This is a genomic window from Streptomyces sp. NPDC047017 (assembly GCF_040644175.1).
Lineage (GTDB): Bacteria > Actinomycetota > Actinomycetes > Streptomycetales > Streptomycetaceae > Streptomyces.
Window position 1 is genome coordinate 300,809 of the sequence record NZ_JBEYVW010000007.1, and the last position, 14,216, is coordinate 315,024.

11 protein-coding genes, 1 tRNA gene and 2 pseudogenes are annotated in these 14,216 nt (G+C 73.6%); 5 read left to right on the forward strand and 9 right to left on the reverse strand.

Features of this window, described 5'->3' with window-relative positions:
- Positions 1 to 35: 35 nt before the first annotated feature.
- Together ABZ858_RS14965 and ABZ858_RS14970 are read left to right on the forward strand one after the other, a co-directional pair.
- Positions 36 to 1,592, forward strand: coding sequence for an MFS transporter (locus ABZ858_RS14965; protein ID WP_361376965.1), 1,557 nt, complete (start codon positions 36 to 38; stop codon positions 1,590 to 1,592).
- Between the two features lie 276 nt (positions 1,593 to 1,868).
- A complete protein-coding gene (locus ABZ858_RS14970) occupies positions 1,869 to 2,825 on the forward strand; it encodes a class I SAM-dependent methyltransferase (RefSeq protein ID WP_361376968.1) in 957 nt (318 codons plus the stop codon).
- 123 nt (positions 2,826 to 2,948) lie between these two features.
- Here ABZ858_RS14970 and ABZ858_RS14975 read toward each other — a convergent pair whose 3' ends face one another.
- Entirely contained in the window at positions 2,949 to 3,677 is a 729-nt protein-coding gene (locus tag ABZ858_RS14975; RefSeq protein ID WP_361376971.1) for a 4'-phosphopantetheinyl transferase superfamily protein, read from the reverse strand.
- A 224-nt stretch (positions 3,678 to 3,901) separates the two neighbouring features.
- Here ABZ858_RS14975 and ABZ858_RS14980 point away from each other — a divergent pair, with 224 nt between their 5' ends.
- A complete protein-coding gene (locus tag ABZ858_RS14980; protein WP_361376974.1) occupies positions 3,902 to 4,405 on the forward strand; it encodes a nucleoside deaminase in 504 nt (167 codons plus the stop codon).
- 116 nt (positions 4,406 to 4,521) lie between these two features.
- Positions 4,522 to 4,595 (forward strand) — tRNA-Met (locus tag ABZ858_RS14985).
- A 64-nt stretch (positions 4,596 to 4,659) separates the two neighbouring features.
- Here the strand turns inward: ABZ858_RS14985 and ABZ858_RS14990 are convergent.
- The 4 genes and pseudogenes from ABZ858_RS14990 to ABZ858_RS15005 all read right to left on the reverse strand — a co-directional run.
- Positions 4,660 to 5,112 (reverse strand): SRPBCC family protein, encoded by a 453-nt coding sequence (locus tag ABZ858_RS14990; protein ID WP_361376977.1) that lies wholly within the window; start codon positions 5,110 to 5,112, stop codon positions 4,660 to 4,662.
- Positions 5,113 to 5,204: 92 nt separating this feature from the next.
- Positions 5,205 to 5,999 carry an SDR family oxidoreductase gene (locus tag ABZ858_RS14995; protein ID WP_361376980.1) on the reverse strand — a complete coding sequence of 265 codons (795 nt, stop codon included), beginning with the start codon at positions 5,997 to 5,999 and terminating at the stop codon, positions 5,205 to 5,207.
- 71 nt (positions 6,000 to 6,070) lie between these two features.
- The gene (locus tag ABZ858_RS15000) at positions 6,071 to 6,499 is read right to left on the reverse strand and encodes a heme-binding protein (protein WP_361376983.1); all 429 of its coding nucleotides are present in this window, start codon (positions 6,497 to 6,499) and stop codon (positions 6,071 to 6,073) included.
- A gap of 304 nt (positions 6,500 to 6,803) precedes the next feature.
- Positions 6,804 to 7,316 (reverse strand): annotated as a pseudogene (locus ABZ858_RS15005) (ATP-binding cassette domain-containing protein); the annotation flags it as partial.
- 269 nt (positions 7,317 to 7,585) lie between these two features.
- Between ABZ858_RS15005 and ABZ858_RS15010 the strand changes: the two are divergent.
- A pseudogene (locus ABZ858_RS15010) lies at positions 7,586 to 7,942 on the forward strand (NUDIX hydrolase); the annotation flags it as partial.
- A gap of 38 nt (positions 7,943 to 7,980) precedes the next feature.
- Here ABZ858_RS15010 and ABZ858_RS15015 read toward each other — a convergent pair.
- The 4 genes from ABZ858_RS15015 to ABZ858_RS15030 form a co-directional block, all read right to left on the reverse strand.
- Entirely contained in the window at positions 7,981 to 10,293 is a 2,313-nt protein-coding gene (locus ABZ858_RS15015) for an arylsulfatase (protein WP_361376986.1), read from the reverse strand.
- Between the two features lie 100 nt (positions 10,294 to 10,393).
- Complete coding sequence (locus ABZ858_RS15020) at positions 10,394 to 11,260, reverse strand: formylglycine-generating enzyme family protein (protein ID WP_361377204.1); 867 nt, start codon at positions 11,258 to 11,260, stop codon at positions 10,394 to 10,396.
- Positions 11,261 to 11,370: 110 nt separating this feature from the next.
- Positions 11,371 to 13,353, reverse strand: coding sequence for a dipeptide ABC transporter ATP-binding protein (locus tag ABZ858_RS15025; RefSeq protein WP_361376989.1), 1,983 nt, complete (start codon positions 13,351 to 13,353; stop codon positions 11,371 to 11,373).
- Positions 13,350 to 14,213 (reverse strand): ABC transporter permease, encoded by an 864-nt coding sequence (locus ABZ858_RS15030; protein ID WP_361376992.1) that lies wholly within the window; start codon positions 14,211 to 14,213, stop codon positions 13,350 to 13,352. Before ABZ858_RS15030 ends, ABZ858_RS15025 begins: the two co-directional genes overlap by 4 nt.
- Positions 14,214 to 14,216: the final 3 nt, after the last annotated feature.

The following is a 14,216-nucleotide window of genomic DNA, read 5'->3' on the forward strand; positions in this document are numbered from 1 at the left end:
GCGCGAGGGGTGACCGGCTCCCTACCGTCGGGGCCATGCCTCAGAATCTGCTGTCCCACGGGCGCGGGCCGACCGCGTCCCGCGCCTCCTCCCGCCCGGTCCGTCCCCGTCCCCCGCGCGGGCCTCGGGGCCTCCTCGCGGTCATGTGCGCCTGCGTCGTGCTGGTCGTCGGCATGGTCGCCGCGGTCAACCTGGCCGTGCCGATGCTCGCCGCGAGCGCGTTGCACCCTTCGGCCGCCGCGGTGGTCTGGATCGTCGACCTCTATGTGGTCTTCTTCGCCTGCCTGGTGATACCCGGCGGAGCCGCGGGCGACCGGCTGGGCCGCAAGGGTGTCCTGCTCGCCGGGCTGCTGCTGTTCGCGGCGGGCGCGCTGCTGTCGGCGGCGGCGCCCGACACGGCCGTGCTGCTCCTGGGGCGGGCGGTCACCGGCGTCGGCGCCGCCGCCGTACTGCCCAACACGCTCGCCGTGCTGCTGCACGCCGTCCCCGCCGACCGCAAGGGGGCGACGATCGCGACCTGGGCCTCGATGACCGGCATCGGCGGCATCGTCGGGAACGTCGGCGGCGGGGCGGTCCTGACCGGCGGATCGTGGCGGTGGCTGTTCGTCGCGGCCGTGCCGGTCGCGCTGGTGCTCGCCGCGCTGGTGGGCCGCACCGCCCCGGTGTCACCCCGCAACGACCGCCGCCTGGACGTCCCCGGCACGGTGCTGCTCGTCGCCGCGTCGGTGGCGCTGCTGCTCGGCATCGTCCAGGGCCCCGAGTCGGGCTGGAGCAGCGCCTTCGTCATCGGCTCGTTCGTCTGCTCGGCGGTGCTGTTCGCGGTGTGGACGCTCGTCGAACTGCGCACCGCGCAGCCGCTGCTCGACCCCCGGCTGCTGCGCTCCCCGGCCCTGCGCAGCGCCTGCCTGGGCATGACGGCCGTCTTCTTCGGCATGTTCGCGCTGTTCTACGTCAACGCCTCCTTCCTGCAGTACGGCAAGGGGTACGGCGTGCTGGTGACCGGTCTGGGCATCATCCCGCTGACCGTCCCGCTGATCCTGGGTGCCCGCTACGTCGGCCGTGTCTCGGGGCGTATCGGCCTCCAGGCCACGGTGGCCCTCGCGTTCGTGTTCGTCGGCGGCGGCCTGCTCGGGCTGTCCACCTGCGGGACCTCGACGCCGTACGCCGGGTACGCCGCGTGGCTGGTGGTGACCGGGATCGGGGTGGCGCTGGCGCTGCCGTCGCTGTCGGGCGCCATCGCCGTGTCACTGCCCGCGGAGCAGGCCGGGGTGGGGGCGGGACTGCAGTCCACCACCCGGGAGTTCGGCAGCGCCCTCGGCGTGGCCGTCATCGGCACCGTGCTCACCGCGCGGTTCACCGCCGCGCTGCCCGCCGACCTCCGCGCCGCGCACGATCCGCACACCGTCGCCCAGGCCCTCGCCGCCGCACCGGACCGCGCCCACGACATCGTCTCCGCGTTCGTCTCCGGCACCGAGTCGGCCCTGCGCGTGATCGGCGTGACCGTACTCGTCCTGGGCCTGCTCGTGGTCCTGGAGCCACTGCTGTCGCGCCGACGCGGCACGCGCCCGGAACGGTCCGATCGGCTTTCCTGACACGGCCCGGTACCGGACTCGGGGCTCTCCGTGGGTGCCCCGAGCGCCGGGCGGCGGTCCGGAGCCGGTCCAACTCCTCTTTTTCATAGTCCGATTGCAGTCGGCTCGGAGGGTGAACCGGCCGTGCCGGGTGGCGAGCCGGAAGTTGGGCGGCCGTTCACCTCGTCGGGTCACAACCGCGGTCCGCGGCACGTACGGTGTGGCCCTGCCGCGCCTTCCACGCGCTTTCCGCAGCGATCCCGCAGCCCGCCGTACCCGAGGGAGTGCCTCCGTCTCATGGCCACCACCACCCAGGAACCGACGCGACCGCCCCGCTGTCTCGACGACGTGCCCGGCTGGCTCCCGGTGCTCGACCAGACGCTCTTCGACTGGTTCCTGGACCGGCAGGAGACCGCCGGGACCCGTGGCGACCTCCTGGAGGTCGGGGTCTTCATGGGCAAGAGCGCAATCTTCATCGGCCGGCACCGGCAGCCGGGCGAGAAGTACACCGTGTGCGACCTCTTCGAGGGCGACGCGCCCGACGACGCCAACCGGGCCGAGTCGACCAAGTCGTACTCCGCGCTGACCCGGGACGCCTTCGAGGCGAACTACCGCTCCTTCCACGACGAACTGCCCCGTGTGCTCCAGGGACCCAGCTCCGTGGTGTCCGCCGAGGTCGAGGCGGGCTCCTGCCGGTTCGTGCACATCGACGCCTCGCACCTGTACGAGCACGTGCACGGCGACATAGGCGCCGCCCGCGACCTGCTGCTGCCCGGCGGCATCGTCGTCCTCGACGACTTCCGTTCCGAGCACACGCCCGGTGTGTCCATAGCCACCTGGGAGGCCGTGCTCAGCCGGGGGCTGAACCCCGTCTGCCTGAGCACGCAGAAGTTCTACGGCACCTGGGGCGACCCCGAGCCCGTCCAGGAGGCGCTGCTGGCCATGGTGCGGCAGCGGTCCGACTGCCACCTCAGCGTCCAGCAGGCCGCCGGGCACCGGATCATCCGCCTGAAGTCCAAGGGCATGACGGCGCCCGTGTTCCCGCCCTCCCGGTACGCGGAGGAGGCCGCCCGTACGGCGCCCGGCACCCCGGAGCCCGCGCCGGTACCGGAGCCCGCTGCCGCCGCCCCGGCCGTCCCCGCTCGGCGCGTGCCCCGGCGCGCCAGCCGGGCCCGCCGGGTCGCGGTCGACCTGCTGCCGCCGGTCGTCACGCGGGCCATCCGCAGGGCGCGGGCGGCCGATGCCGGCAAGTGACCCTTCCGGGACCGCCTGAGACGCTCCGCGCAACCGAGCCGCCCACCGCCGCGGCCCACGGCGGTGGGCCGGGCCGCCGCCCGGTGTCACTCCCCGGTGGTGGGCCCGGGACGCTGCTCGGCCTCACCCTCCGGCGGTGGCGACGGCGACGGCCGCCGTGTAGCCCTGGTCCACGGTGACGTCATCGACCGTCCAGCCCGGCGGGGCGGTCGCCGCGTCCGGTGCCGTACCCAGGTAGTCGAGGGACGGGGCGCGCCCCAGGCCGGTGCCGAGCCCCTTGAGATACGCCTCCTTGCGCGCCCACACCCGGGCGAACGCGGCCGGCCGTTCCACCGCGTCGCACCTGTCCAGCTCGGCGATCTCCCGGGGGTGCAGGGCCGTGCCGGCCTCCGCGGCGACCGCGAGGGCGGGCACCCCCTCGATGTCCACGCCCACGGGTGCGGTGGCGAAGGCCAGCAGGCACAGGCCGGCGGTGTGCGAGAGGGAGAAGTGCACGGGGTTGCCCCGCACGACCGGACGTCCGTGCGGCTGCCCGCAGAACGAGCAGGGCCGGCGTTCCAACGGGACGTCCCCGGGCGGGAGTTCGAGGTAGGCGCCGAGCAGCGTCCGCAGGCCCACGTGTCCTGCCACATAGGTTTCCCGGTCCTCGGCCCTGCGGAACGCCGCCGCCCGCCGCCGCTCCTCGGCGTCGAGCACGGTGGCGGCCGCCCTGGCCGCCACGGCACGGAACCGGTCGGTCCGTACCAGCCACAGCGCCGGCCGGCCGTCGCCGCCGGGCAGCACCGGCGGCTCGCCCGCCGAGCCGTCACCCAGCTCCACGGGCCGGTGTACCGCACTCTTCCTCACCCTCATCCGCGCAGGATACGGCCGCCCGTGCGCGGCCCGGGCGGCCGAGCGGGCCCTACGGCCTTCGGCGGAAGACGCCGTGTACTTATCGCGCGCGGGGGGAACGGGAAGGGACACGACGGCGACACCGGTGGCGTCGCATGGCATCGGTGGCCTCGGTGGTACCGGTGTGCCGTCGGCCGTCCGGGCAGCGCGTCCCGCGCGTCCCGTTCGTCCGCGAAGGAGTGACCATGGCCACGCACACCCAGGAGACGGGCGCCGACGCGTCCGAGCGCGCCTGGATGGACAGGGCGATCACCCTGGCCACCGACAGCGTGGCCGACGGCGGCGGCCCGTTCGGCGCCCTGGTCGTCAAGGACGGCGAGATCGTCGCGACCGGGACCAACCAGGTCACCTCGACGCTGGACCCGACGGCGCACGCCGAGGTGAGCGCGATGCGTGCCGCCTGCAAGGAACTGGGCGCCTTCTCGCTCGACGGCTGCGCCCTGATCACGTCGTGCGAGCCGTGCCCGATGTGCCTGGCCGCCGCGCTGTGGGCGCGCCTCGACCGGGTCGTCCACTGCGCCGACCGGTACGACGCCGCGGCGGCGGGCTTCGACGACCGCGCGTTCCACGAGCTGTTCGACAGGAAGCCCCGGTCGATGTGGCCGCTGACGGTGGAGCGGCTGGACGCGCCGAACCGCACGGCACCATTCGACGCGTGGCGGGCCGCGGCCGACCGCGTCGGCTACTGACGGAGTTCACAGAGGTCACAGAGGTCACAGAGGTTCCCGCGCGGGTCCGCCGGGCGCGGCCGGGGCCGGGCTGGTCACCGGCACCCTCCCGCATGCCGTAGAGTGGTGTTCACCGACGCGGGGTGGAGCAGCTCGGTAGCTCGCTGGGCTCATAACCCAGAGGTCGCAGGTTCAAATCCTGTCCCCGCTACTGCGAGAAGGGGCCCGGTTCCTTGAGGAACCGGGCCCCTTCGGCATCCCCGCGGGACCGGGGATCAGACCTCGCCGCGCCAGCCGCCGGTCTCCCGGCCGCCGCGTTCCTCGATGAACTTCTTGAAGCGCTTGAGATCGCCGGTGACCTGGCGCGCGGGGACGCCGAGCTTGTCGCCGACGGTCTCCACCGGGCCGTGCGGGTCGATCTCCATCTGCAGCATCACCTTCGTGGTGGAGTCGTCCAGCCGGTGGAACGTCACGACCCCGGCCTGCCGGGCCTCACCGCTCACCGTGGTCCAGGCGACGCGCTCGTCGGGGATCTGCTCGGTGATCTCGGCGTCGAACTCCCGGCGTACGCCGTCGACCTTCGTCACCCAGTGGGTGAGCGTGTCGGTGCGCTGCTCGATGCTCTCGACCCCGTCCATGAACCCGGGGAAGGTCTCGAACTGGGTCCACTGGTTGTAGGCGGTGTGGACCGGGACGTCGACCTCGATGGACTGCTCGATCTGCGACACGATGCGTTACCTCACCTGTAGACGTTCCTGTGGGCGTTGGTGAGGACCGGGTTCCAGACTCGGCCGCGGGTATTCCTCCCGACCGCGACCGGTCACGGCAGGATGGAGTCCACGTACCCGCCGTCCACCCGCAGCGCGCCGCCGGTGGTGGCCGACGCCTGGTCGGAGCTGAGGTAGACGACCATGTTCGCGATCTCCTCCGGTTCGATCAGGCGCTCCAGCAGCGACTGCGGCCGGTGCTCGCGCATGAAGACCCGCTGGGCCTCGTCCCAGGGCAGGTCGCGGTCGACGAGTTCGTAGACGAAGTCCTCGACGCCTCCGGTGTGGGTGGGCCCGGCGATCACGGAGTTGACGGTGACGCCGGTGCCGGCGGCCTGCTTGGCGAAGCCGCGGCCCACCGCGAGCAGCGCCGTCTTGGACATGCCGTAGTGCATCATCTCCGCGGGGATGACGACGGCCGAGTCACTGGCGATGTACTGGACCCGTCCCCAGCCGCGTTCGGTCATGCCCGGCAGGTACTGACGGGTCAGCCGGACCGCGGCCAGCACGTTCACCTCGAAGTAGCGCCGCCACTCGTCGTCGGTGATGCGCAGCGGGTCGGCGGCGCCGAAGATCCCGAGGTTGTTGACGAGGATGTCCACCCGTGGCAGCGCCTCGGCCGCCCGGCGCGCGCCCTCCTCGGTGGTGACGTCCGCGGCGACCGGCACGAGGTCGGCGCCGGGCACCTCCTCGGCCAGCCGGGCGACGCTCTGCGCCACCCGTTCCCGACTGCGGCCGTTGACGCCCACCCGGGCCCCGGCACGGGCGAGTCCGGCGGCGATCGCCGCTCCGATGCCCTGGGTGGAGCCGGTGACGAGTGCCGTGCGGCCCTTCAGATCGATCTGCATCTCCTCGTGCCCTTCTTTCGTGTGGCCGTTCCCGCCCGGATACCCCGGGCGGGGACGGCACCGGCGGTGGTTCAGCCCTCGATCGCCCGGACGGCCGCGTCGGCGAAGGAGTGGTCCTGCTCCGGAGCGCCGCCGCCGACACCGAGGGCGCCGACCAGCCGGCCGTCGCGGTGGACGGGCACTCCCCCGGCGATGAACAGGAGCGGCCGGTCCAGGGCGGTCGGCAGGGTGTGGAAGAGGGCGCCGGGCTGGACGGCGTCGACCAGGCCGGCGGTGGGCGCGTCGAGTTGCAGGGCGGTGTACGCCTTGCGGGTGCTGGTCTCACCGGCGATGAGGACGGCCCGGTCGTCCCGCCGGAAGGCCAGCAGGTGGCCGCCGGCGTCCAGGACGCTGACGGCGACGGCCACGCCCGCCGCTTCGGCGGCCGAGCGCGCCCGGTCGATGAGGAACTCGGCGTCGCCGGTGGTGAGTGGGGTGACTGCGGTGGCGGGGGTGGTCATGGCGACGTCTCTCCGTGTGCGGGTGTGGAGGGGGTGCCGGGCGGGTGGGGCCGGCGGCCCTCGGGTGGTCGGAGCGCGCCTCGGCGCCGGGCCGTGCGCGCTCACCCGACATTACTTGCAGGCGCGCTCTATTTCAAACGCGTGCAATGGGCTTACGCAATCTTCAACGGCGGTCGAGGTTCGGCCGGGTCCCGGCCGGGGCTCGCCAGATCGCTGCGCCTCACGACTTCGTACGCCCCACTCGCCTCACTGGCCTCACCCGTCTCCGGCACCGGCGTTTCGGCCAGCTCCCGGGCGTCCGGCGGTCGAGTCCGGCCGTCGGCTCGTCCAGGAAAATCACCGGAGAATTCCCGATGAGGCTCATCGCGATGTCCAGCCGGCGGCGCATCCCACCCGAATACGTGGACACTCGCCGCGCGCCCGCCTCGCTCAGCGAGAAACGCCTCAGCAGGTCATCCGCGATCGCGCCAGGGTCCTTGAGGTGGCGCAGCCTGGCGACCAGGGCGAGGTTCTCCCGACCGCTGAGGATCTCGTCGACGGCCGCGAACTGCCCGGTGAGACTGATGGACTCCCGCACGTTCGCCGCTTGCGTGGCGACGTCGAAGCCATTGACGCTCGCCGCCCCCGCGTCGGCTTTCAGGAGTGTGGCGAGGATCCTCACGGTCGTGGTCTTGCCCGCCCCGTTGGAACCGAGCAGGGCGAAGATGCTGCCCGGCGCCACGTCGAAGTCCACACCGCGCAGCACTTCGAGTTTCCCGTACGACTTCTTGAGACCTTGCACGCGAATCGCCGGACCGGCGATCGATTGGGCTGTCATGGTCATCTGCCTCCTTCGCGGAGCTGTTCCAGGCGACTGCGCGGAAACTCCTCCCGGAAGGATGGAGGGTTGACCCAGCGTCAAGGTCAAGCCCGTTCCGACCACGGCACTCAGATCGCCGACCGGCCAGACACACCGCAGCGATGACAGGCCGCTCGCCCCGAACTCGTTCGGCCGCGAACCCGACATACTCGTAGCCGTCGGTGAACCACTCACGCGTCGGTTCCTGCGACTCACCGGCCGGAAATCCACGAACCCGCCCGCTTCCCCCGGCGGGCACCGTGGAGGCCGGTGAGTCGTTCGAGGACACCGTCGTGCGTGAACTGGCCGAGGAGACCGGCCGGCGCGCGGACCCCGGTGACGTCACCCTGCTCGGCACGCTGGTCGACCATGTGCGGGACGTGCCGCGTGTCACCGTGGGCGCCGTCGTCACGGCCCGGGAGGGGGAACCGGCCGACCAGCCGGACGAACGCGGGGGCGACTGGCGGTGGTTCCCGCTGGACGGCCTGCCGCAGGGTCTGTTCGTCTGCTCGGCGCAGATCCTCACCGCCTGGCGGCCCGACCTGCCCGTGGACCACACGCCGGCGCACTTCACCCCCTTCCAGCGGCGCAAGCCGGGCCGGTGACGCGGCCCGGCGGTGCGACGCGCCCGTCCCCGGCGTCCTCACTCGAAGGCGGCCGCCGCCTCCCGCAGTGCCGAGGCCACCGCTTCGGGGGCGTCGGGGCCGGGCGCTCCGGGCCGGTACGTCACCGACCGCAGCCGGCCGGTGAACCGGAAGGCGCGGTGGCGTTCGTACAGCGGCCAGGAGACGGGGGACTTGCGGTCGACGCCGACGCTGATGCCCTGGAAAGGGGCCATGCCGATGAGCTGGTGCACGCTGTCGGAGACCGCTCGCTCGGTCCCGTCGACGGTGATGGTGAACCGCCAGCGCAGCCCCTCCTCGGCGGTGGCGCCGAGCAGGACGCGGTGGGCGCCCGCGTCGAGGGGTCCGGCGTCGGTCTCGTGGAGCACGCCGTACTCGTTGTAGGCCAGGCGCAGCCGGCCGTCCTCGATGTGCAGGTTGTAGCCGCCGCCCTGGTCGCCGTGGGAGACGAGCACTCCCTCGCCGGTCTCGTCGAGCAGCACCTCCACCTCGAAGGAGCGCAGGGAGATGAGCCGGGAGGAGCGGTAGCGCTCCAGTTCCGGGGTGCCGGGCAGCAGGGTGAGCGGCCGGGCGAGCCGCTGTTCGGCGGGGTTGCGGCGGGCCAGGGCGCCGCTGCCGTCGGGCAGCGGGAAGACGCCGTTGCGCCATGCCGCCTGCTCCCATGCCTCGGACAACTCCGCGACGAGAGACGGGCGTTCGGCCGCCAGGTCGTGGATCTCGGTGGGGTCGGTGCGGATGTCGTACAGGGCCCATTCGGAGTCGTCGTAGGGCGTGCCGGGCCGGTGCAGGGTGACCAGTTTGTGTCCGTCGCGGTAGTAGCTGCGGTTGCCGCTCATCTCGCAGTACTGCTCGCCGTGGGTGGAGGCGTGGGTGGTGTCGGCCAGGACCGGGGCGAAGCTGGCGCCGTCGGGTTCCTGGAGGGTGACGCCGCGCCGGGCCCCGGGGCGGCGCAGGCCGGCGAGTTCGAGGAGGGTGGGGGTGATGTCGGTGACGTACTGGTACTGGGTGCGCAGGCCCGGGGTGAGCCGGCCGTCCCGGGTGCCCTCGGGCCAGGACAGGACGAAGGGGACCCGTACGCCGCCGGCGTAGGTGTGACCCTTGTAGAGGCGGAAGGGGGTGTTGGAGGCCATGCCCCAGCCGCGCGGGTAGTGCACCAGGCTGCGGGGGCCGCCGATGAGGTCGTGATCGCGGTCGACGTCGGGGTCCCAGTCGCCGGGCAGGTGCGGGTGGTGGACGAAGCGGCTGAAGTAGGAGCGGGTGCCCTCGGCGCCGCCTTCGCCGGTGCCGCCGTTGTCGGAGGTGAAGACGATGATGGTGTTGTCGAGTTCGCCGAGCGCGTCGAGGGTGTCGGTGAGCCGGCCGAGGTTCTGGTCGATGTTGTCGACCAGTGCGGCGTACACCTCCATGTACCGGGCGTACAGCCGCCGCTGTGCCTCGGTCAGGCTGTCCCAGGCGGGTACGTCGAGGCCGGCCTCGCTGTTGCGGGCGGGCAGTTCGGTGCCGGGCGGGAAGAGGCCGGTGTCCTTCTGCGCGGCGAAGCGGCGCTCGCGCAGCGCGTCCCAGCCCTCGTCGTAGCGTCCGCGGTGGCGTGCGATGTCCTCGGCCCTGGCCTGGAGGGGGCCGTGGACGGCGTTGTGGGCGAGATAGAGGAAGAAGGGCTTGTCGGGGTCGTGCGCGCGCAGCGACTTGACCATGGCGATCGCCTGGTCGGTGAGGTCGTCGGTGTAGTAGTAGTCGTCGGGGAACGCGTCGATGTCGAGCGGGCTGTTGTCGCGCACCAGCTGGTGCGGGTGGAAGAGGCTGGTGAGGCCCTCCAGGACGCCGTAGTACTGGTCGAAGCCCTTCTGCAGCGGCCAGTTGGCGCGGTCGTCGGCCGCGTTGGAGGCGGAGTCGCGCACGAGGTGCCATTTGCCGACGGCGTAGGTGGCGTATCCGGCGTCGTGCAGGAGTTCGGCCAGGGTGGGGATGTCGTCGGCGATCTCCATGCCGTAGCCGGGGAAGCCGGGGTCGGAGTTGGCGACCATGGCGTAGCCGACGCGGTGCGGGTTGAGGCCGGTGAGCAGCGCGGCGCGGGCCGGCGAGCACAGGGGCATGGTGTGGTAGTTGGACAGGCGCACGCCGTCCTCGGCGAGCTGGTCGAGGACGGGGGTGGGGATCTCCGAGCCGAACGGGCCGATGTCGCTGTAGCCCATGTCGTCGACGAGGACGACGACGATGTTGGGTGCCTTGCCGGTGCGGGCGGGCGCGGGCCAGGCCGGTTCGGACTCGGCGAAGGTGCGGCCGATGCGGCCGGGGAAGCCCGCGTAGGGGTCACGTCGGGTGCTGTCGCTCATACGGGGGTCTCCGTGTCCTGTGCGCTGTGGTCGGTGGGGGCGAAGGGGCCGGTGGCGGCGGGTGCCGGGAAGAGGCGGGCCGGTTCAGGGGCCGGCTCGGTCAGTCATGCGCGGTCGGGCTGCCCGGTGAAGGCGGCGATGTGCTGGCGGGAGTCGCCGGCGTTGCGGGTGACTGCGCGTCGCGGGCGCAGCGGAAGCCGCCGTGGCCCGTGGAGGAGTCGGGGGTGTTGTGGGAGCGGGCGGCGACGCGGTAGCGGTGGCAGTAGGAGGCATGGCACAGGTAGGAGCCGCCGCGGATGACCCGTTCGCCGGGGCCGTAGGCGTCGCTGACCCATTCCCAGACGTTGCCGGCCATGTTGTGCAGGCCGTGGCCGTTGGGGGCGTACGCGGTGACCGGCATCGTTCCGGTGCGGCCGCCGGGGCGGTCGGAGCGGTGCGGGAAGCGGCCGAGCCAGGTGTTGCACATCTCGCGGCCGCCCGGGGTGAAGTCGTCGCCCCACGGATAGCGGGCGCTCGCCAGGCCGCCGCGTGCCGCGTACTCCCACTCGGTCTCGGTGGGCAGCCGCAGTCCCGCCCAGGCGCAGTACGCGAGGGCGTCGTGGTGGGAGACGTGCACCACCGGGTGGTCGGCGCGCCCGTCGAGGTCGGAGCCGGGGCCCTCGGGGGCGCGCCAGGACGCCCCGGAGACACCGAGCCACCACGGTGCCTGGGCGACCCGGCCAAGGACATGGCGGGCGGCGGCGGGGTGCACGAGGAGGTGGAAGACGTAGGACGAGCCGAAGCGTTCGGCGTCCGTGCGGTGGCCGGTGGCGTCGACGAACGCGGCGTACTGGGCGTTGGTCACGGCGGTGGCGTCGAGGGCGAAGGGGGCCACGGTCACCTCGCGCACCGGGCCCTCGCGGTCGGCGTGGTAGCCCTCGTCGAAGGCGTCGCCCATCAGGAAGGTCCCGCCGGGCAGTTCCGTCATGGCCGGGTGGGCGGGGCTGCCGGTACGGCGGGTGCGGGGCAGGGGCAGCAGGTCCACCGCGGGGCCGGTCCCGGCGGTGGCGCAGGAGCGGCCCGGGGTGCAGCAGGCGTTCACGCGGGGACCTCCGTGGCCCGGTGGGCCGGCCGCCGGGCCGCCGGGACCGGGTCGGGGGCGGCGGCGAGCAGGGCTCTGGTGTAGGGGTCGGCCGGGTTCTCGCAGATGTCGTCGGCGGTGCCGGTCTCCACGATCCGGCCCCGGTGCATGACGGCGATGCGGTGGCTGACCTGGCGGACCACGGCGAGGTCGTGGGCGATGAAGACCAGCGACAGGCCGAGGTCGCGCTGGAGGTCGGTGAGCAGGCCCACGATCTGGGCCTGCACGGAGACGTCGAGCGCGGAGACCGGCTCGTCGCAGACGAGGACGGAGGGTTCGGGGGCGAGGGCGCGCGCGATGCCGATGCGCTGGCGCTGGCCGCCGGAGAAGGAGCGCGGGCGGCGGTGGGCCGCGCCCGGTTCCAGTCCGACGAGCAGCAGCAGTTCCTGGACCCGCCGGGCGCGGTCGGCGCGGTCCCCGATCCCGAAGGCGTGCAGCGGCTCCGCGATGATCTCGCCCGCCGTCATGCGGGGGTTGAGCGAGGCGTACGGGTCCTGGAAGACCAGCTGGACCCGGCGCCGTACGGCGTGCAGGTCGCGGCGTGCGGGCCGGGTGATGTCCTCGCCGTCCAGGCGCAGGGTGCCGGAGTCGCTGGGGTGGGCGTGCGCGAGGACGCGGGCGAGGGTGGACTTGCCGGAACCGGACTCACCGACGATGCCGAGGGTCTCCCCGGCGGCCAGGGTGAGGGAGACGCCGTCCAGCGCGGTGACGGTACGGCCGCGCCGGCCGCGGCCGCGGTAGGTCTTGCGCAGCGCGTCGGCGGTGAGGACCACGGCTCCCGGCCGGGGGCGGTCGATGGGGGCGGGCGGGGGCGGCGCGGGCAGCGGGGCGGGGTGTTCGGCGGCGGGCCAGCAGGCGACGCGTACCGGGCCGGGCGGCGCGTCGAGTCCGGCGGGGCCGACCGGCCTGTCGAGGCCGCCCGGTCCGTCAAGGCTGTCGGGTCCGTCGAGGCCGACCGGTCCGTCGAGGCTGTCGGGTCCGTCGAGGCCGTCGGGGACGGCGGGCAGTTCGGTCAGGGGCGGGGTGGTGGTGCGGCAGCGGTCCTCGGCGCGGGTGCAGCGGTCGGCGAAGGCGCAGCCGTCGGTGAGCAGCGCGAGGTCGGGCGGGGCGCCGGGGATGCCGGTCAGGCGGGTGCCGGACGGGGTGGACAGCCGGGGCACCGCGGCGAGCAGGCCGGCGGTGTAGGGGTGGCGCGGGCGGGTGAGGACGTCGGTCACGGGGCCGTCCTCGACGACCGTCCCGCCATACATGACCAGGACGCGTTCGCAGGCGCGGGCGACGACGCCCATGTTGTGGGTGATGAGGACCAGGGCGGTGCCGGTGCGGCGGTTGAGGTCGGCCAGCAGGGTGAGGATCTGGTCCTGGACGGTGGCGTCGAGTGCGGTGGTCGGCTCGTCGGCGACCAGGACGTCCGGTTCGCCGGCCAGGGCCATGGCGATGAGGATGCGCTGGCGCTGGCCGCCGGAGAACTGGTGCGGGTGGTCGTCGAGCCGGGCCTTCGGGTCGGGGATGCCGACGAGTTCGAGGAGTTCGGCGGCGCGGGCGCGGCAGGCGGCCCGGTGCCGGGCGCCGTGGGCGCGCAGTGCCTCGTCCAGGTGGGCGCCGGCGGTGAGCAGCGGGTTGAGGGCGGTCATGGGGTCCTGGAAGATCATGCCGATACGGGCGCCGCGCACCTGGCGCAGTTCCTCCTCGCCGGCCCGGGCCAGGTCGTGTCCGTCGAGCAGGACGGAGCCGCCGGTGACGCGTCCCGTGCCCGGCAGCATCCGCAGCAGGGACAGCGCGGTGGTGGACTTGCCCGAGCCGGACTCGCCGACCACGGCCAGCCGCTCGCCGCGGCGCAGGCTGAAGGACACGTCCCGCACGGCGCGGGTGGCGGTGCCGTCGGGCGCGGTGAACTCCACGTTCAGGCCGCGTACTTCGAGCAGCGCGGTGGCGGTCATCGGCGTATCTCCCGGTTCAGTGCCTCGGCGATCAGGGAGAGGCCGAGGACGAGCGCGGTCACGGTGATCAGCGGGCCGGCGGCGAAGTGCGGCGCGTCGGCCAGGTAGGGCATGGACTGGCTCAGTACGGAGCCCAGGGTGGGTTGCGGGGGCCGGACGCCGACGCCGAGGAAACTCATCGCGCCCTCGATGAAGACGGCGACGGTCAGCGAGACGGCGATCTGCACGACGAGCGGGTCCGCCGCGTTGGGCAGCACGTGCCGGGTCAGCACGCGGGTGCGGGAGGAGCCGCCGACACGGGCGGCGGTGGCGTACTCACGTTCCCGTTCGACCAGGATGCCGCTGCGCAGCAGGCGTCCGAAGGCGGGGATCTCGGCGAGCGCGATCACCAGGACGACGGGCAGCCGGCCGGGGCCGAGGATGGCGGTGACGGCGAGAGCGAGGATCAGTCCGGGGAAGGCGAGGATGAGGTCGAACATCCGCTGGACGGCGGTGTCCACGGCCGGGTGCAGGGCGGCGAGCAGTGCGAACAGGCAGCCCAGGAGCGCGCCGAGGGGCACGGCGAGGGCGATGATGCCGAGGTCGGCGCGGATGCCGTAGAGCAGCCGGGCGAGCAGGTCGCGGCCCAGGTCGTCGGTGCCCAGCGGGTGGCCGGGCGCGCCCAAGGAGGCCAGGGACCTGCTGGACTGGTCGGTCGGGCTGTGGCCGGCGAGCAGCGGGGCGAGGAGCCCGGCGAGCACGACCAGGGCGACGAGGACGAGCCCGGTGCGGCCCCGGGCGGAGCCGAGGGCGGCGCGGTAGGGGTGGCGCGGGGCCGTGCGGACGCGTTCGGCGGGGGCCGGGAGGGTGGTGGCGGTCATGGT